This is a genomic window from uncultured Kocuria sp., assembly GCF_947500125.1.
Classification (GTDB): domain Bacteria; phylum Actinomycetota; class Actinomycetes; order Actinomycetales; family Micrococcaceae; genus Kocuria.
In genome coordinates, this window is the sequence record NZ_CANMRA010000029.1 from 1 (window position 1) to 16,784 (window position 16,784).

Here is a 16,784-nt window from a genome sequence, read left to right on the forward strand (position 1 = left end):
AGATCTCACGGTGGCCGCACCCTCGTCCGGAACGACGAGCAGGGCCACCGCGCTACACCACTATCGGGGGCTCAACTGGGACTGTGCAGAGATTCGTTGGTTCTCCAATCAACCTTCGACGACGATCACAGGCATCTAATGGTTGTTCTATCAATAAAAAACGACAGGCAATTTACCGGTAGGGTAACCAGTACGCGGAATCGCTCACCACAATCGGCGCCACTTCGACTTCCCCCAGAGAGCACGCGGGAAAGGAGGTCGGTGCCAGGGCCGGGTTACTGCTTGTGGGCGTATTCCAGCGAAAGACATGACGAGACAAAGGGAAAGGTGTTGTGATGGCCCAGAGCGTGCAGATCATTCTGGAGGACGACCTCGAGGGCGGTCCTGCTGATGAGACCGTCCAGTTCGGTGTGGACGGCCGGCAGTACGAGATCGACCTCTCCACCGCTAACGCGGAGAAGCTGCGGGAGGCCCTGCGCCCCTACGCCGCCGCCGGCCGGCGGGCCCAAGGCAAGATCACCCGGGCCACCGTGCCCCGTTCCTCCTCCGGCGGTAACCCGGAGACGGCGAAGATCCGGGCCTGGGCGAAGGACAACGGTCACCAGGTCTCCGACCGCGGCCGCATCCACCAGTCCGTCAAGGACGCCTACTACGCCGCCCAGTAGACCCCCACTCCCCCCACCCGGACACCCCCTCGGGGCAGGGCTCGAGCACGAGTACCCTCACCGTGGCCCCTTCCGCATGGTGAGCAGCCGGTGACGGGCTGATGACCCGTTCCCGGTACGGCGCCGCCGGGACGCCCCGCGTCCAGCCTGGTCAGCGCTGGTCGTCCCTTTGGCCCCCGACAACTGCCCTTGCTGGGGGTTGGCCCCGGCAACCTTCGGACCGGGCGTGGGCATCCGCGTCGTTCGAAGACCCACGGAACCACCCACCCCATCCCGCCGCCTGTCCAAAGAGTGAGGAACCCGGCCCACCGGCAAAGGTGAGCCGGGTTCCTTCGTCGCCGACCATGGGCAAGCCGCCCGCAGCCGGTCCCCTCTCCCCTATCGGGGGCCGGTGTTATCGGTTGAGCTGTTGGGCGTAGGCGCGCACCGCGTTCTCAATCACCGCTCTCGCGGTGCCGTCGTGCTCGGTGAGCTCTTCAATCAGATCGGAGACGTCCTGGGCCACCCGCACCCCGAGTTGGATCGTGGGTTCCCGGCGCGGCCGGCCCCTCCCGCGCTTCGGTGCCGCCGGGGGTTCCGCCATCGGTGCCGCTTGCACCGGTGGGGACGACACCTGCGGTGTCGCGGGCTGGGGTGAGGTAGCGCGTGGGGGTGTGTAGTCGACCGGGTCGATGTGCTCATCCGGTGCTGGGCGGGGCCGGCGACGGGCCAGCGAGGCGGGACGCTCGGGCTGCTCGGTCATCGCAGCACCTTCTTCGCGATCGCGGTGTAGGCCTCCAGCACGCGGGCGCCCTTGCGGTATTGGCCGTACCACTCCTCCGAAATCCGCACCTCCTGGACGATGGCCCGGTCCGGGATTAACGGCTCCAGGAACGACCCGGTGGCGCGCAGCTCCTCGAGGCCGGCCACCGCCGCCCGGCTCATGATCGTTTCCTTCACCCCACCGACCACGATGCCGGCCTCCGTGAGGGTGTCCGGGGCACCGAGCTGCTGGCGGGGCCGGGGAGAACTGGGCGACCGTGCGCCGACCCCCGTCCACCTGCATCGATGCCGTCACTGGTGGCGGTGGCGGCGTAGACCACGGTGTCCGCCGCATTCAACGCCGACAGCGTCAGCGGGCCGCCGTGGCCGGTTGGGGCAGTGGATGACCACCACATCCGCTTGCAGACCGGTCAGGGAGATCAACAGCGGCAGCTCGTCCATGATCGGCCCGGTCGGTTTCCCGGTGGGAGACGGTGCGGGGTCGAGGGCATCACCCGGAGAGGGGGCAGGGGATGCCGGTACCGGCGGAAGCGATGTGGAAGGGAGCTCGTCCGCTCGGTGTTCTCAGGTGATCCAGGCGTGCTGGTCCGAGGACCAGAACACGGCCCCGGCCCCGTGGTGGACCAACTGCTCGCGGATCTGCTCATCGGTCATCGAGGAGGACCCGGACAGGGGATGGAAGTCCTGGCGCGCCACCGCGGTCCGGGAGGCGGCGTAGAAGCGGTCGGTCTCCTGGGCGAGAATCGCGGTGAGCTCCGCTTCGGCCAGCAAAGCGATGGCCACCAGCTCCCGGTCGTAGCCGACCTCATAGAGGCGGCCGCCGATGACCTCTTGGTAGCTCAGCCCGGCCCGGGTGAAGTCCCCGATCCACGCCTCCATCTGCTCCTCACGCAGCTGGCGTTCCTGCTCGGTGGCACCCCGGACGCTCAGTTGCTCCGGTTCCCCGTCGCCCTCGGTGACCACCGCGACCACGGTGCCCTCCAGGAGCAATTCCAGGCTCTGGGCCGGGTCCGCCCCCGGGTAGGCCTCCTGGGTGGCGGTGTAGGCGCCCAGGACGTAGTCCGGGGTGGCCGGGACGCACCGCAATGTGGCCGGCAGCAGGCGGGTCGGGATCGTGCTGTGCGTGGGTGCCATCGGTTCTTCCGGGATGCGGGGCGGGAGGGACAGCCCCTAGTCTCGGCCACCGCCGCGGTGATCCGGTGACGGCGCGGCCCAGCCCCCGGTGCCCGGCGTGTCACCGCGCAGGGGTGGCTGAGCACCAGAGCACCGCACCCCTCCAGGAGCACCGAGCGGGGACCGGGCCAGTGGCCCGGTCGTGGCCGAGGCGAGGACCCACCAGCGGCCCCCGAAGCGGTGCCGCAGGCTCGGCGGGGCGTCATCTTCCCGACCTCGTCGCACCGGCACTCCGGCCTGGGGCGTGCACGTGAGAGGCAGTCCCCGTCCCCGCCGCTGCCCCACGGAAGTACCCATGAGCGCTGCCACCCCACCCGCCACGCACGCCCCTGCGGTGGACGACGTCCCGGTCGTGGACTCTTTCGCCGTCGCCGCCCGACTGCGCATGACCGCCACGGGCACCCGCGCGCGGCTGAGCGTGGTCCTGCCCGCCGAGACGACGCTCACCCCCGCTACTCTGGTGCCGGCGTTGCTGAGCCTGGGACAGCAAGTCCTGGTCGACTATCGGCTCACAGGACACGAGTTGCCCGAGGTTCAGGTCACCGCCGTGGAAAGGGTGGAGACCGTCCCGGCCACCGCCCGGGCGACCGGATTCACCGTAGGCGTCACCAACGACCTGAAGGCCAGGCGCTCCTGGCTCGTTGTGGACTCGGACCTGCTGCTGGGCAACGACGGCGGGGTGCTGCTGATCGCGGCCACCCTCTTCGCCGGGGCCGAACACCTGCTCGAGTCCCAGGGCTCCCCCGTGGACCGGCACACCCCGGCCAAGCGCCGGTCACCCCGGAGCCGCGGTCCGCGCGCCCGGCGCTGACCTGCGCCCGACACCGGCACCTCAACGCTTTTCACACCGCCACACCCTGCCCGGGCTACCCCGTCACGACCCCGCCCAGGGCCCCGACCCCTCCCCGGCCGCCCGGTGCGGCCCCTGTGGTCGGGCCGGTGAGCCGGCCGGAGACCACACGTCCGGTCGCCACAGCGCTCAGCGCGGCATCACCGCCACCCCCCCCGGGAGGCAGGGTGGCCCATGCGTCGCAATACGATCAGCCCCTGTCCGGGAACGGGCCTTTCTGCCAAGGTAGGGAACGCACGTCCCGGACGTGCACGAGCCCTCCGAACCTCGGGGAAGCTCGATAGATCGCAGAACAGAAGTAGGTAGAAGATATGACTACTGGTGTGGTCAAGTGGTTCAACGCCGACAAGGGCTTCGGCTTCATCACCCCCGACGACGGCTCCAAGGACGTGTTCGCCCACTACTCCGCCATCGCCTCCAGCGGATTCCGCTCCCTCAACGAAGGCGACCACGTGGAGTTCGAGACCCAGGCCGGCCCCAAGGGCCCCCAGGCCGCGAACGTCACCGTCCTCCCCTAACCCATTTCGCGGTCTTCAAGCTGAGGTCCGAGGCGACCGGCACATGCCGGTCCACTACCAAAGCCATCGCCCCCTCACCCTCAGGCGGGGTGGCGATGGCTTTGTCGTCCATGATCTCGAAGTCTCCCTACCAGGCGCCCCATATTGCCTAGCAAGCAATCCGATTCGGACTTCACACGGAACAACTTATTGAATATACACACTGGATGCAGGACACTCACTTGACGCAATACATGCGCTAATGGAACTCGTTTGCCTGCTTAGCGGGTGGGCTTGTTGGGCAACCGCTTGGGGGCCACCGGCAGGGTGCCGCCGTTGCGCTCTCTAGCTTCGTGAATAGCGATGCGCAGGGCCTCGGCGGCCAGCTGGCTCACCGACTGCATACGCCCGGCCCGTCGGTCGATGCCGGTGGTCTCTTCCATACGAGCGATAGTGTCCACGGGCAGAATGAAGGCGCGATTAACTCCGCGATTGCCTTCCTCCGGGTCCGGATGCACTTCAGCTAGTTGGGCTCGGTCGGCGGGGGTCCGTCCGATATGGGCATCCAACGCGCCTGCGATCCAGCGGGCGAAACTGCTGGGCGGGTCGGTGAGGGTGTCCAGATCGGCCACGTATGCGGACTTAGCGCCCTCCAGGGTGCCTTGGCGAAGATACAGACCCAGGCGAGCCGTCCCAGCCGGCAGCACCTGGGCCCGACGCGCAGTGCCACCATTCCTCACAGCTCCGGTCGGCCCCTCTGTCAGCTCGGCGACGGCGGGTTGCGAGATGGACTGCTCCCCCACCGACCGTGCCTGCGTTTTCACCACAGGGGCAGCAGCCGGCTCGGAAGACACCATGGTTGCGGATTCCATGGTGGGCTCTTCGAGAGGCCCGGTGATAGCGGCCTTGTTGCGGTCTTTGAGGGACTTGCGGGCGGGCATCAGACTCGAACTCCTGTGCTGACGGCGATGATTGGGGACACGGCGGCTTTGTAGTCGGCGGTGACCTTAGAAGATGGGTCATAGACGGACACCGGCATCCCGGCGGTGTAGGCGTCACGCACGGATACTGCCTCACGCACCGGTGCGGTGACCTTGCCCGGATGCATCTCCTCGAGCATTTCCACCACCTCCTTATCCAGGGTCCGGCGCCCGTCATAGCGGGTGGGCACCACCCAAGACACGGCCAACCCAGGGCGGATCCGGCGGGCCAGGCGGGCTTCGATGACGTCAGTGAGTCGGGTGAGCTGATCCAGTGCCTCGACCTCACAGGCCACCGCCGCTACCACCACATCAGCAGCAGCTAAACCCGCCAGGGTCAGCCCGGACAGTGCCGGCGGGGTGTCGATGACGATGTCATCGAAACGGTCCGCCACGGTGGGCAGATGATCGCGCAGGGCAGTCACCAGGTCCGGAACCTGGTGGGTGTCCATGTCAGCTAGATCATGGGTGCCGGCCAGCACATGCACCCCCGGAACAGTCGGGCTCGGTGCCGCGGCATCGGCGGCAGTGGCTGCCCCGGTCAGCACCTCGGCAGCAACCGCGGTGACTTCGCTGTCATCGGTGAGCCCGAGTCGCGTGGTGAGGTTTCCCTGTTGGTCCAGGTCGATGGCCAACACCCGGCGTCCAGCCGAAGCCAGAGCAGCTGCGATTTCTGCAGCTGTGGTGGTCTTGGTGGAGCCGCCCTTGGACAAGGCGACGGTATAGACGGTCATGCGTGGGTGCCCCTTTCGGTAGTACCGGCAGTTTGGAAGTGTCCAACCTGTTGCGTGTATTCAATCTATCGCAACTGACCACTATGAGTTGTCAATCCCAACCCTCGAGTCGGGCGCGTATGAGTCGTGGATGCATTCTCGCCAATCCCTACCCCTCTCCCCCGACAGGCATGCCGGTACGCAGTGAGGACAAGACGATGCACGTGACCCAGCTGAGTCCAATCTCGTTGGCTCGGAGTGTCCAACACCTCTCGCCCCCGGCCCGCCCGCTGTGGGGGAGAGGGCTGCACACAAGGTAGGCAGACGTCGCTCCTCGGGAACAGCGACCAATGCGGCTACCGCTGCTATGGAATGCATAACGTATATTCAATACAGTGTTTTTAGCGATTCCAGTGATTCTATCGACATAGGCCTGCCAGCCTCCCCATAGACCGCCGATGCAGGCAAGGTAGCGAAAGTCCCGCTGGAAGCGTGGCCCAGACCCTAGCTCGCACAGAACAAAGGCCCCCAGATCAATCTGGGGGCCTTGCCTGGTTGCGGGGGCAAGATTTGAACTTGCGACCTCTGGGTTATGAGCCCAGCGAGCTACCGAACTGCTCCACCCCGCGGCGACCGTCTGACTATATGTGCCGCAAGGCGTTCGCGCACATCGAAGACGACGGACCAACCTCAGCGGCCATCCGTCGCGGCTTCACGCTCCGACCGGCCACTTTACATAGCTTTTGCCGCGTATATTCAATCTAACCATGTATAAAAATAGATTGAATATACTTTCTAAAGTAACTATACGCTTCGGAGCAGTACTCGTCCCGGAAGGACTGACTCAAGCAATCTAAGTGCAGCACCCTGCCCTAAGCCCTCGCAGACCGAAGAGCGATGTCCCGTCGGTGTAGGCAAAAGATGTCGCCCATGCCACGCCTATATTCAATGCATGCATTGCCGTGTTTTTAACGCATCCCATATGATCTCTCATTCGAGGGAAGTGGCTGCCCCTAGGCGACAGACCCTCCCTCCATCACTCGCCCCACCGGCACGGCGTTTTCAGAGGGACCTCCTGCGAGGCGAGCATCAGAACCATGGAAGGCAAAGCCATCCCCAAGCACCAATAATGCACCATCGAATATATTGCATATAGGCAACACAATGTAGTACTTGAATGATCCCCTCCCGACTCCGAGGAAGCGTGGGGAAAACGGTGCAGCGCTCCATTTGCCGTGCTGATCAACCCATGTGCGGAGGTGCCCTTGCTCCTCGTGGGCAATCATTTCGGAGGCCCGCCAGGGCCGAGGAAATGTGCGGCAGCCTTCGTCTCTCGCCTGACCCCTTGCGTATCCCTCTCCATACACCCGAGGCCGCCGAGATAGGCCATGACACCCGTGGGCGCCTCGCGCTGGGGTCCGCCTTGCATAGCACGGCTGGGAGGCGGGTCGAGGTCGTGGTCGGCGAGCTGGCCGCCATGATCGCCGCGGCTGGGTCGGCCCCGGATCAGACATTGCATGATGTCCAGTGGTTGCGGGGCTGGGGCGAGGAAGCCGTACACGGAATCCGAGAACTGCGGACCGGGCGGACTACCGCCCGGGACAGGGTGCGCACCTTGGAAGCGGGGGCACAGATCGAGTCGTCCCAACGGTTTTAGTAACGCCATCACTAGAGACAATGGAATGAATAGATTTGATTGACTGCACAGAACTATGGAATGTACCGCGCTCAACTGACGGTGCGTAGTTCGTTCCAGTCGGTGGTGTACCTGGGGGAGAGGTCGGTTTGGCGGTTGGCCCAGGGGGCGGGGGAGTGGGTGCCGAGCCGGCCCAGGGCGAGGGTGCCGGTGCCAAAGCGGCGGTTGACCGCGTCGATGAGCTCCCCGATCGGGGCGGGTTGTTCGAGCACTCCGGGAAGGACGGGCACGGCGCCCTCGGGGGCGAGGTCCACGCAGAGGATGCCGGCGCGCATGTAGGACATCCCGTGCATGAGCTTGGGCACCAGGGCCGCCCGGCCTGCGGCCACCAGGGGTCCGGGCTCGTTGGTGGGCACGGCCAGACGCACCTGGGCGGAGACGTTGTGGGTGGGCCCGGGCCGGTGCGGTGAGGTGGTGGCGAAGACGGTGAGGCGCCCGATGACCTCGCCTTCCTTCCGGAGCCGGCGGGAGGCGCGTTGGGCGAACTCTGCCACCGCGGCCCCGACGATCTCCGGGTCCCAGATTGGGACCGGGAAGGACCGGGAAGGACCGGGAGACCAGGATCTGCTGCTTGGTCGCTACCTCGTCCTCCACTGGGATGGCGGGGAAGCCGTTGAGCTCCAGCACGGTGCGCATCTGCACCACGGAGAACTTGTCCCGGATGGCCACCGGGTCGGCATCACGCAGCTGGGCGAAGGTCTCGATCCCAGACCTCGGTTAGCAGCGGCCGAACTATGAGTCGGTTCCCGTACCCGCCCGGGACCTGGCCCTAAATCATGCCTCCATGCGCGGGCAGGATCTTCTGGGCGGCCTCGGTGGCGATCTTAACCAGCCCCTAAACTGCACAGAAAACTGTATACTTTGGGTATGTCTCTTCTGGATCTTTCCCATCCCATCTCGGTCACCGAGGCCTCCCAGCGCGGTGTGGCCGGGTTGATCAAAGACGCCGAGGCCGGGGAGGAGGTCGTGGTCTCCCGCCACGGCAAAACCGTGGCCGCCGTTGTGAGCGCCCGCCAATTGGAGCAGCTGCGCACCCTGGAGGGAGACCTGCGCGACGCGGCCCTAGTCATCGTGCGAGCTGCCACCGACAGCGGAGTGCGCGGCTCCCTGGATGAGGCACTGACCGCCTTCGGCCTGAACCGGGCCCAGCTAGAGGCGGAATTGGACGCCGATCTGGCCGCTGGCAGACCGTGAGCACACCCGGGCCTTCCACCCCGGATGCTCCACGGGCGGTAGTCCGACTCACCGAAGACGCCATCGCCGATCTGCACCGGTTGCACCGCAAGGACCCCCAAATCGTGCGCTGGGCCTTCAAGAAGATGCTCCTGCTGGAGCGCTCCGTCGAGGCCGGCGAACCGCTGCTGGGAGACCTGATCGGCTTCCGCAAACTGGTGGTCGGTGACCGCGACTGGCGCATCGTGTGGCGAACGACCACCGACACCGTCGGGGCCACCGTGATCGATGTCGCCGAGGTCTGGGCCGCCGGCGCCCGATCCGATGATGAGGTCTACCAGGAGATGACCGCCCGTGTCGCCGCCCTGGGCACCTCGCCCCAGGCAACCGCTCTCACCACGGTGCTGGAGTCCATGGGCCGTCTCTTCGCTGACCTAGAGGCCACCCCCGAACCGGTCCCGGTGGAGGCCGTCCCGGACTGGCTCGCCCGCCGCCTCATCACCCAGGTCGGACTGAGCGCTCAAGAGGTCGCCGCGATGACTCCCGAAGACGCCATGGCGCGGCTCGAGGCGTACTGGTCCACCCCGCGGTGAGCTCTCCCGTGTGCCCTAGCGCGATAGAGAGTTGGAACATCGTCCAGGGCCGGGCCAGGCGGTGGGGGCACCTCGGGCACCGGCCGACCGGGAGGTGGCCATGCCCAGCCTCCACATGAGGAGGGCCTATGAAGATTCGGCCTCTCTCAGCGGTCCGTGACCACTGGACCAAATGCCGTCGACACCACCGGACCATCGATGACCGGGGCAACGATCACGACGGCGGTCGGCCGATCAACACCCCTACATCTTCTTGGACCGGCGAGGCACACAAAAGTAATGGGGGAGTGGGAGACAGTTGTGCATGGCGCGGCTCGACACACTGATCGGGGAGGTTCCATGGCTCAGCAGCACATTCTGCCGCCGGCTCTTGAGGTGGACCGGGCACGACAGGTGGCCTCCGTGGTACACAGTGCGGCCATGGAAGGACTTCACGTCACCACAGCGACCCGGGCGGAGCTGGATCGTTTCGCCGCCGGTGGGCTCGAGGTCGAGGAGCTGGTTCGGCGCACTCGCGCCCGCTACGGCCTTGGGTGAGGCCCCCGGCCCGCACCGTGACCCGTATCTGGACCCACACACCGGGATCCTGACCAAGCTGATCGGCGCCTACACCACGACAGAGCTCGCCACTGGGGAAGCTGACCTGGTGACGGCCCACATCCGGCAGATGTTCCGCCACCCACCCTCACCTGTTCCAGGACATCTTTCCCTGGGCGGGGCAGCTTCGCACCGTGGATCTGCGCAAAACGGTCCCGGGGGCGCAGCCGTTCCTACCGGCGTCGTTGACCACCCGCTCGGCGGGTTTCGTCTTCGATCGTCTGGCCACAGCCGCCGACTGGTGGCTGGACCGGACCCAGATCACCGGGGCGGTCAACGATGCCGCCTCCCGGGCCGCAGCCGAAGACCACGACCTCGCTGCGTTGCAAGAGATGTTCGCGATGATCCTCCCTCCCGCACCACACCACCGTCTTCCGCACTCATAACCGGCCCAGCTAACGGTCGGACAGACACTGGGAGCACTGCCAGACTGGTCCCAGACACGCCCTGTCAGTGAACGATGTAGCCGGGGAACCGTGCTGACCACCGGGAGTCGCCAGCGACTCGAGTGACTTCGTAAGACACTGCGGTCAGGTGTGGGAAGCGCAGTCCGTGGAGTTCGCCAACCCGGGCACCCACTTCAGTGACGTGCAGTTCTCCGCCACCCAGCGCAGCGCCGTGAAACGGTCCGTCCTTGACTGTCTCCCAATAGTCGGAGGCGGTCGTAAAAGACCAGTACCCGGAGCCAATGGGATGATCCTCCAGGTAGTCCAGGGGCACCCAGAGAGTGAGGCCGCGGTGCTCAGGGAGGAGCCGGTCCTGGAAGCCGGGGTCTGGTTCTCCGGGCAGGACGCCTTCGGGCCACTGGTAGGCGGGTTCACTCGTCACGGGGGCATCCTCTTCATCGGCAGGTCCGGGGGGCACTTCCAGGCTAGGGGAGGGGGCGGGGCCCACCTCAGGGACGGAGCCAATACCTGTTGCTTGGAGAACTTCACCCTCTCCCACGGTGTTGTAGATGGGCGCGTTCTTCAGCCAGGCCATCACGGTGCGGGCGGTACGCCCCACGGCCTCAGCGATGGCCCGGTAGGTCGCCCCTGCCGCCCGCAACCGCACTGCTTGGGCCCGCAGCTGCCCCGCACGGTCGGTGCGGGCCTGGCGGGCGTGGGCGGCGTTGTCCGCCGCCGCACGCACCTTGGCCTCGGTGCGGGCCTTCCCGCCGCGCCGTCCCATCCGGGACAGGTACTCGTGTGCCGCATCAGAGCCGCTGGTGGAGGTAGGGCGTCCTTTGCCGGCGTTGACCTGGCGTACGGCCGAGCGCGCCAGACACGTCACCTCCCCATCAGCCAGGGGGTGGGGCAGCTGGGCGTTGAGCGCCCTAGCGTGGGCGATCGAGGCGGCCTCCGTCGGGGTCTGCTGGCGGGCCTGCCGCTGGTCCCACAGCCACCGGCGCGTAGCGCGGAAGACCGCGGTGTTGCGCCCCACCTCCGTCGCGGTGTCCACCACCGGGACCCGCGGGATGCCGGCTCGCCCCAACAGGGCCGTGCCCGGGTCCCAGGCCGGTGCTGCTGGCCCGTCGATGGCCTCGTCGTGGAACGGGTCGGTGTACTCGGCCATGTGCGCCTTGAGACCCCCCAGAGACCATGGGCTGGTTCTGCGGCCCCACCACACGCGCCCGGCCGGGAACGCAGCAGCCGGGTTGCGCACCAGGTACCGGGTGAAGCACGGGTCACCGTCCACCAGCCGGTCTAGGGCCCGCTGCACCGCCTCCGCGTAGCGGATCGGACCCGGCCGAGCACCCTCGCCCCGGTAGACCGGCTCGATGGCCCACCCGGCCTGGACATGACCGGTGTCCGGGTTCTCGATGATCCAGGTCGGCTCCGGCACGGCCGGGTGCATCAAGTTCAACAACGCGTCCTCGTCATCGACGTCCACGACGAGGAAGTTCAACCAATCGGCCGGATTGAGCTGGATGAACGCGAAGTCACCAGCAGGCCGCCCACGGTTCGGGAACGCCTGCGACTTGGTCTGACCGCACCGGAAGTACTCAATCCGGTGGTGCGCCAGAAACCGGCGGGCCGGGGTCTCGGGGCAAAAAAGGGCAACATCCAGCAAGGCGGGGTCCACTTGCGGACGCGCCTCAGGTACACTAGGGGACACAACAGTCCCCTGGTAATGGGTTCATATGCAGTTCTCATCCGGTTTCTGTTGACTGGCTGTCGAGAGTTTGGCGACACGAGACAGCCGATGACTTCGACGGCCCGCCCTTCACGGCGGGCCGTCAGTCGTTTAAGCGGTGTTCTTGAGCGGGAGTTCCGCCTCCTGAAGATTGTCGAGCTTGTTGGGACGGCCAGCAGCACGCTCAATGAGGGCGCCGATGTACTCAGCCATAGACAGGCCCGCCTTCGAAGCATCCTCTGCTGCGAGGCGATGCTGCTCAGGAGTCAGGCGCGTGCTAAACGGCACCTTTCGTCCCTGCATCTTGGGGGCCCTGTAGTCATTCATGGACCCAGTCTTGCACGGCGCATGCGCATGCGCCAGACGTGCAGGCCGCGTGTCGTCATTGAGGTGGATAGCTGGATTGGTGGCCAACGACGTCCCACTGGCCGTTGTGCTTCTCGAGGTAGATGACGACTTGGCGTTGGCCGGTGGCCTCGATCTGGTGGTCGTCGCGGCTGATCCATCGCCAGGTGAGGTCGTAGGCGCGGATGGCTTTGTCGTCGGCGACGTCGCGGGAGACGTCGCCGACGGCCGGGATGAGGCTGGGGGCGCTGTAGGCCTGGTGTTCGGCTGGTTCGAGCCAGGCGGCCTGGTTGCCGTTGCGTTCAGGCTCGACCTGATTAGCGGCCCAATCCTGGGACATCAGCGGTTTGGTGCGGATGGCGGCGGCGGTTTGGGTGCGGTCGGTGGCGGTGTCCCAGGAGTGCAGCATCAGCGCGGCGGTTTCGGCGGTGGCCTCCACATCGGCCCGGTCCACCATGGTCGGATCGGGGAAAGAACCTTGCCCGGGGGTGAGCTCGGTGGGGGAGGGCGTGGCCGTGGCGGTGGTCTGCTCGCTGGTCTGCTGTGCCCGCTCGGGCCCGCAGGCGGTCAGGGGCAGCAGGCACAGGGCCAGGGCGGTGATCAGGCGGTGTCGGGTCATTTCGGCCATGCTCCTTTCTGTTTGAGGATGGGCTCGGGGTCGAGGTTGTGCCCTTGGTAGGGGAAGACCAACTCCGGGGCGTTGGGTTTGTAGATCTCGAAGTGCAGGTGTGTGGCCATGCCGAAGCGTCCGCGGTTGCCCTCGGTGCCGATGACGTCGCCGCGTTTGAGCTTCTGGCCTTTGGTCACGTCCCAGGAGTGCAGGTGGCAGAAGGCGAAGCCGAAGTCGGGGTCGTCCCCGTTCTCCTTGGCGATCACGCACCCGTCGGTGGCGTTGAACCCGGTGATCCGTAAGGACGTGGGGGCGACGACGACCCCACCGCTTCCCTGGCCGGCCCCGGGGGTGGCGATGTCCACGCCCTCGTGCTGGTTGGCCCACCCGGGAACCCCTGCCAGGGCGCGGCCGCCGTAGCCGGAGGTGAACACGCCCCCGGGCAGTGGGGTGGTCCACTCTCCGTCGCCGAGGTCTCCGTCCCAGGCCAGGGCCCCGGTGGGGGCTTGGCAGTGGGCGGAGAACTGGGACTGGCCGGTGTCCAGGATCGTGTCGATGTAGTCGCGGGTCTCCTGATACGGCGGCACACCTTGGTGCTGTTCAACGGCCCCGGGGCCGGCGTTGTAGGCGGCCAGGGTCAGGCGCACGAGCTCACCGGCGTCCTCGCCGGCGATCGGTTGCACGTCGGTCTTCAGTGCGGCCATGTAGCGGCCGTAGGCGGGGATCGCGTCGTCGGGGTCGTAGGGGTCCCCACCGTTGCCGTAGGTGGCCCAGGTGGCGGGCATGAATTGGGCAATGCCCTGGGCGCCGGCCGGGCTGGTGGCGTCCGGGTTCCACCCGGATTCCTGGGCCAATTGTGCCGCCACCACGCTCACGGGCAACCCTGCCGTCCGGGCGGCTTCTTCCACCAGCGGCGCCCAACCGTTGGGGATGTTCGGTGCCCGCTCCTTACTGCTGTCGTTGCCCGTGGTGACGGCGGTGACGGTGCAGGAGCTGGCTGAGGCCTGTTCTTCGTCTTCGGCCAGGGTGGCGACGAGCACGGCGAGGGCCACGATCGAGCCGATGGCGAAGACGAGCAGCAGCGCCACGACGGCGCCGAGGGCACGGGGGGATCCAGCCGACATCACAGCCTCCTGGGGGGATGGGAGGGGGCGTGGGTCAGAGCTGGTCGATCAGGGTGGCGGTGGCTTCCTCGTAGGCCCGCACGGTGGCTGGGTGCAGGGCGTCGTAGTAGAAGGCGCGTCCTTCTTGGAGGGACTTGTCGAAGGGGATGACGACGGTCCCGGCCAGCCCGACGGCTTGGGCGTACTCGCGTAGGCGGGTGAGGCGTTCGGTGTTGTTGGTGGCGGTGTTGGAGACCACCAGCACGGACCGGGTCAGCTTCTGCCCGTGGCCTTCGGCGGCGACGGCGGCCACGGTGGCTTCCAGCAGGCGGGCGTCGTCTTCGCGGTTGTGGGCCACCAGCACCAGGGAGTCGGCGACGTCCACGGCGGCGCGCCAGGTGGAGGACTGGGCGGAGTTGCCGGTGTCGAGCAGGATCAGGCTGTAGAGAGACCGCAAGGTCTCATGCGCGGCCCTTACGGAGCGTCCGTCCACACGGGTGCGGTCGGTGCCCTCGGGTGGGGAGGCGAGCACGTGGATCCGGTCGTCGCCCTGGGGGCGCACGTAGCGCACGAGGTCGGCGGTGCGGCGGGTGACGGTGTCCAGGTTGCGGATCAGGTCCAGGGTGGTGCGGTCGTGGCCGCCGGCCAGGGAGCGTTCGGCCAGGGTGCCCTGGTTCTCGTTGAACTCCCCGGCCAGGATGTTGCCCCCGCGCACCCGCCCGGCGGTGGCGGCCAGGTGGTAGGCGGTGGTGGTCTTCCCACCGCCGCCTTTGAGCTGGAGCACGGCCACGGTGCGGTGGGTTTCCAGCGGCCGCTGGATCCGCACCCGGCGGGCCCGGGATGCCCGCTCGGCGGCCGAGGCCGCCAGGGACAGTCCAAGGGTCTGGTTGCACCAGCCGCGCCAGCCGTACCGGGCGGGGGATTCGGGCTGATCCGTGGTCGTCTCCCGGCGCAGCTGCAGGCGGGGATCTCCGGCCTCGGCGACGACCGGGGTCGGTGTGGAGCTGCTGGGCGCCGGGTCGTCGGCGGGCGTGTCGCCCGCGGTGGTCTCGGGCCGTGGGTCCGTAGCTGAGAGCTCGGATGCGTCCCCCGAATGGGGGACATCGGCCTCGGGAAGCCTCTGCGGGGTCTCAGCATCGATGGAAGACTCCGCGGGCTGGTGTTCGCCCAGGTCAGCGGTTGGTTCGGTGACCGCTACCGGGCGTGTCGTCTGCTCAGGCTCCGCTACGAGGTCGTCGACTGTGACAACACGTGAAGAGCCTCCACGGGAGGGTCGTTTCTTGGCCGAGGCACTGGCATCTGCTGTCACGGATCCGTCCGCGGCGACGATCAGTCGCGTCTCCGGCTCGGTCACCGAGGCCGGGTCGATGGCCGTCAGCTTCACCGGTCGCCCCAGGTCATCGGCGATAGAGACGACGTGGGCGATGGCTGCCGGCATCGAGGCGAACTCGTAGGGGACCCGGTCGATCGTCACCTCCACGCTGTCGTCGGCGGCGATCCTCGCCGTGCAGACCGGCCGCTCCAGTGCCTGAGCCATGGTGCTCTCCCTACTCCTCGTTCGTGTGCGCCCCGTCATTGTCGGTGGAATGGGGGACGTTGTACTGAGAGCGAAGGTGTTCCTTGATGTCGTCACGCAGGATCAGCCAGGTCTTGCCGAGCTTGATCGCCGGCACGATGCCGTCGCGCAACCAGCGGTAGGTGATGGTGCGATCACCGAGTCCGAGCACCTGCGCGAGCTGGTCGACGGTCAGCCGCTCGGGCAGGCCCTCGAAGAGCCGATCCAGCGCGTCAGACACGACGATCACCTGCGCCCTCATACTGGGCACTGTACACAGTCATACTCACTTGTTGTCTAGTGTTGTTTAACATTGCTAATCCTCTCTCAGTGTTGTCTAATGCACATAGGGTCCAGTCTATTGGAGGCCCTGCAAGCGAGGAGGTGTGATGGACAACCGTTGGGCTGAGTTGGTATCGCCCTCCACCCAGGAGCAGACCCGCCCGATCTTCGAAGACGTCCCCGAGGAGACCGTCACGGTCTTGCGCGGCGCCTCAGGTCCCCAGCGAGGCGTGACCGGTCTTTCCGAGGACGAGGGGCGACTGGGGCGGTTTCTCACCACCACCCATGACGCGTTCTGGCTCGGTGTCCACGGTGGGGCCGGGGAGTCCGTGCTGGCCGAACTGCTCGGCGGCGTGGCCTGCCATCACCGGTGGCCCGCCCGCCCTGATGAGGAGACCCAGCACGCCCCCGCGCCGGTCTTCCTCGTGGCCCGGCAGAACAAGCGGGGCCTCGACGCCGCCCGCCTCGCCGCCCGCGACTGGGCCGCCGGCGCCCACCCCGATGTCGATCTCCAAGGCCTGGTCCTGGTGGCCGATGCCCCAGGCCGCCCCCCGAAGTCCTTGGCCGCAGCGACCCGGGTGATCTCCGGCGGTGTGCCCTCCACCTGGGTGGTGCCCTGGATCGAAGAGCTCCGGCTCACCGGGACCGTGGACTGGGAATCCATGGCCCGGGAGCCGAGAAAAGTCCTCACCGCCCTCGGTGAGGCAGCCGATGAAGCAATATCTGAGAGGACCCCCCAATGATCGACCTCGTACTGGCTGCACAGGACACCGTGCTCGCGCTGCCGGCCGCCCTGCCCGACTCCGACCCGCTGGCCCCTCCCGGGATCGGCGACACCTGGAACCGCATGGTCGGTGTCGGCAAGTGGATCGCCCTGGGCATCGCCGTACTGGGGCTGCTGGTGGTCGGCGGAAAGATGGCCTTCGACGCCCGCCGCGGGGAGACCACCGAGGAGGTCTCCGGGATCATCAAGATCGTGCTGGCCGTGGCTCTGATCTCCGGGGGCGCCTCGATCCTCTCCTTCATCTCCGGGGCATGACCTCTGGCCTCCGCAAGACCAACCCCCCGCATCAGA

At 67.1% G+C, this 16,784-nt stretch carries 21 protein-coding genes, 1 tRNA gene and 1 pseudogene; 9 read left to right on the forward strand and 14 right to left on the reverse strand.

All coding sequences use genetic code 11. The features are described 5' to 3' along the window. Positions 1 to 335 precede the first annotated feature (335 nt). Positions 336 to 665, forward strand: a complete 330-nt coding sequence (locus Q0817_RS16085) for an Lsr2 family protein (protein WP_298590511.1) — start codon at positions 336 to 338, stop codon at positions 663 to 665. Between the two features lie 394 nt (positions 666 to 1,059). Here Q0817_RS16085 and Q0817_RS16090 read toward each other — a convergent pair whose 3' ends face one another. From Q0817_RS16090 to Q0817_RS16100, 3 genes are all read right to left on the reverse strand, one after another. Beyond that, a complete protein-coding gene (locus Q0817_RS16090; RefSeq protein WP_298590514.1) occupies positions 1,060 to 1,407 on the reverse strand; it encodes a hypothetical protein in 348 nt (115 codons plus the stop codon). After that, complete coding sequence (locus Q0817_RS16095) at positions 1,404 to 1,589, reverse strand: hypothetical protein (RefSeq protein ID WP_298590517.1); 186 nt, start codon at positions 1,587 to 1,589, stop codon at positions 1,404 to 1,406. Before Q0817_RS16095 ends, Q0817_RS16090 begins: the two co-directional genes overlap by 4 nt. A gap of 402 nt (positions 1,590 to 1,991) precedes the next feature. Further along, the gene (locus Q0817_RS16100) at positions 1,992 to 2,561 is read right to left on the reverse strand and encodes a hypothetical protein (protein ID WP_298590520.1); all 570 of its coding nucleotides are present in this window, start codon (positions 2,559 to 2,561) and stop codon (positions 1,992 to 1,994) included. A 334-nt stretch (positions 2,562 to 2,895) separates the two neighbouring features. On the opposite strand from Q0817_RS16100, the gene Q0817_RS16105 reads away from it, so the two are divergent. Both Q0817_RS16105 and Q0817_RS16110 read left to right on the forward strand, forming a co-directional pair. After that, complete coding sequence (locus tag Q0817_RS16105) at positions 2,896 to 3,411, forward strand: hypothetical protein (RefSeq protein ID WP_298590523.1); 516 nt, start codon at positions 2,896 to 2,898, stop codon at positions 3,409 to 3,411. A 350-nt stretch (positions 3,412 to 3,761) separates the two neighbouring features. Then, positions 3,762 to 3,968 carry a cold-shock protein gene (locus Q0817_RS16110; protein ID WP_277552625.1) on the forward strand — a complete coding sequence of 69 codons (207 nt, stop codon included), beginning with the start codon at positions 3,762 to 3,764 and terminating at the stop codon, positions 3,966 to 3,968. A 260-nt stretch (positions 3,969 to 4,228) separates the two neighbouring features. Here the strand turns inward: Q0817_RS16110 and Q0817_RS16115 are convergent, their stop codons facing one another. The 5 genes and pseudogenes from Q0817_RS16115 to Q0817_RS16135 all read right to left on the reverse strand — a co-directional run. Further along, the gene (locus tag Q0817_RS16115) at positions 4,229 to 4,888 is read right to left on the reverse strand and encodes a hypothetical protein (RefSeq protein WP_298590531.1); all 660 of its coding nucleotides are present in this window, start codon (positions 4,886 to 4,888) and stop codon (positions 4,229 to 4,231) included. Further along, entirely contained in the window at positions 4,888 to 5,661 is a 774-nt protein-coding gene (locus tag Q0817_RS16120) for a ParA family protein (RefSeq protein WP_290467963.1), read from the reverse strand. Before Q0817_RS16120 ends, Q0817_RS16115 begins: the two co-directional genes overlap by 1 nt. 531 nt (positions 5,662 to 6,192) lie before the next feature. Next, positions 6,193 to 6,269: transfer RNA gene (locus Q0817_RS16125), tRNA-Met, on the reverse strand. A gap of 1,099 nt (positions 6,270 to 7,368) precedes the next feature. Next, complete coding sequence (locus Q0817_RS16130; protein WP_366139888.1) at positions 7,369 to 7,590, reverse strand: DUF4113 domain-containing protein; 222 nt, start codon at positions 7,588 to 7,590, stop codon at positions 7,369 to 7,371. After that, positions 7,579 to 7,872 (reverse strand): annotated as a pseudogene (locus Q0817_RS16135) (hypothetical protein); the annotation flags it as partial. The gene Q0817_RS16130 and the pseudogene Q0817_RS16135, both read right to left, overlap by 12 nt. Positions 7,873 to 8,203: 331 nt before the next feature. On the opposite strand from Q0817_RS16135, the gene Q0817_RS16140 reads away from it, so the two are divergent. The 4 genes from Q0817_RS16140 (at position 8,204) to Q0817_RS16155 (ending at position 10,085) form a co-directional block, all read left to right on the forward strand. Further along, positions 8,204 to 8,530 carry a type II toxin-antitoxin system Phd/YefM family antitoxin gene (locus tag Q0817_RS16140; RefSeq protein ID WP_298590539.1) on the forward strand — a complete coding sequence of 109 codons (327 nt, stop codon included), beginning with the start codon at positions 8,204 to 8,206 and terminating at the stop codon, positions 8,528 to 8,530. Positions 8,531 to 8,634: 104 nt separating this feature from the next. Beyond that, positions 8,635 to 9,102 (forward strand): hypothetical protein, encoded by a 468-nt coding sequence (locus tag Q0817_RS16145; protein ID WP_298590542.1) that lies wholly within the window; start codon positions 8,635 to 8,637, stop codon positions 9,100 to 9,102. 339 nt (positions 9,103 to 9,441) lie between these two features. Beyond that, on the forward strand, positions 9,442 to 9,639 hold the full coding sequence (locus Q0817_RS16150) for a hypothetical protein (RefSeq protein ID WP_298590545.1): 198 nt from the start codon (positions 9,442 to 9,444) through the stop codon (positions 9,637 to 9,639). 194 nt (positions 9,640 to 9,833) lie between these two features. Then, positions 9,834 to 10,085 carry a hypothetical protein gene (locus Q0817_RS16155; protein ID WP_298590548.1) on the forward strand — a complete coding sequence of 84 codons (252 nt, stop codon included), beginning with the start codon at positions 9,834 to 9,836 and terminating at the stop codon, positions 10,083 to 10,085. A 64-nt stretch (positions 10,086 to 10,149) separates the two neighbouring features. On the opposite strand, the gene Q0817_RS16160 is transcribed toward Q0817_RS16155, so the two are convergent. From Q0817_RS16160 to Q0817_RS16185, 6 genes are all read right to left on the reverse strand, one after another. After that, positions 10,150 to 11,751 carry a replication initiation protein gene (locus tag Q0817_RS16160; protein ID WP_298590550.1) on the reverse strand — a complete coding sequence of 534 codons (1,602 nt, stop codon included), beginning with the start codon at positions 11,749 to 11,751 and terminating at the stop codon, positions 10,150 to 10,152. Between the two features lie 174 nt (positions 11,752 to 11,925). Next, a complete protein-coding gene (locus Q0817_RS16165; RefSeq protein WP_047804764.1) occupies positions 11,926 to 12,141 on the reverse strand; it encodes a hypothetical protein in 216 nt (71 codons plus the stop codon). 55 nt (positions 12,142 to 12,196) lie between these two features. After that, the gene (locus tag Q0817_RS16170) at positions 12,197 to 12,778 is read right to left on the reverse strand and encodes a hypothetical protein (RefSeq protein ID WP_298590557.1); all 582 of its coding nucleotides are present in this window, start codon (positions 12,776 to 12,778) and stop codon (positions 12,197 to 12,199) included. Next, positions 12,775 to 13,893, reverse strand: coding sequence for a transglycosylase SLT domain-containing protein (locus Q0817_RS16175; RefSeq protein ID WP_298590560.1), 1,119 nt, complete (start codon positions 13,891 to 13,893; stop codon positions 12,775 to 12,777). Before Q0817_RS16175 ends, Q0817_RS16170 begins: the two co-directional genes overlap by 4 nt. Positions 13,894 to 13,927: 34 nt before the next feature. Further along, positions 13,928 to 15,409, reverse strand: a complete 1,482-nt coding sequence (locus Q0817_RS16180; protein ID WP_298590563.1) for a hypothetical protein — start codon at positions 15,407 to 15,409, stop codon at positions 13,928 to 13,930. A gap of 10 nt (positions 15,410 to 15,419) precedes the next feature. Next, entirely contained in the window at positions 15,420 to 15,689 is a 270-nt protein-coding gene (locus Q0817_RS16185) for a helix-turn-helix domain-containing protein (RefSeq protein ID WP_095651506.1), read from the reverse strand. 127 nt (positions 15,690 to 15,816) lie between these two features. Here Q0817_RS16185 and Q0817_RS16190 point away from each other — a divergent pair, with 127 nt between their 5' ends. Next, entirely contained in the window at positions 15,817 to 16,452 is a 636-nt protein-coding gene (locus Q0817_RS16190; RefSeq protein ID WP_298590570.1) for a DUF6668 family protein, read from the forward strand. Next, a complete protein-coding gene (locus tag Q0817_RS16195; RefSeq protein WP_017832684.1) occupies positions 16,449 to 16,748 on the forward strand; it encodes a hypothetical protein in 300 nt (99 codons plus the stop codon). Before Q0817_RS16190 ends, Q0817_RS16195 begins: the two co-directional genes overlap by 4 nt. Positions 16,749 to 16,784 lie beyond the last annotated feature (36 nt).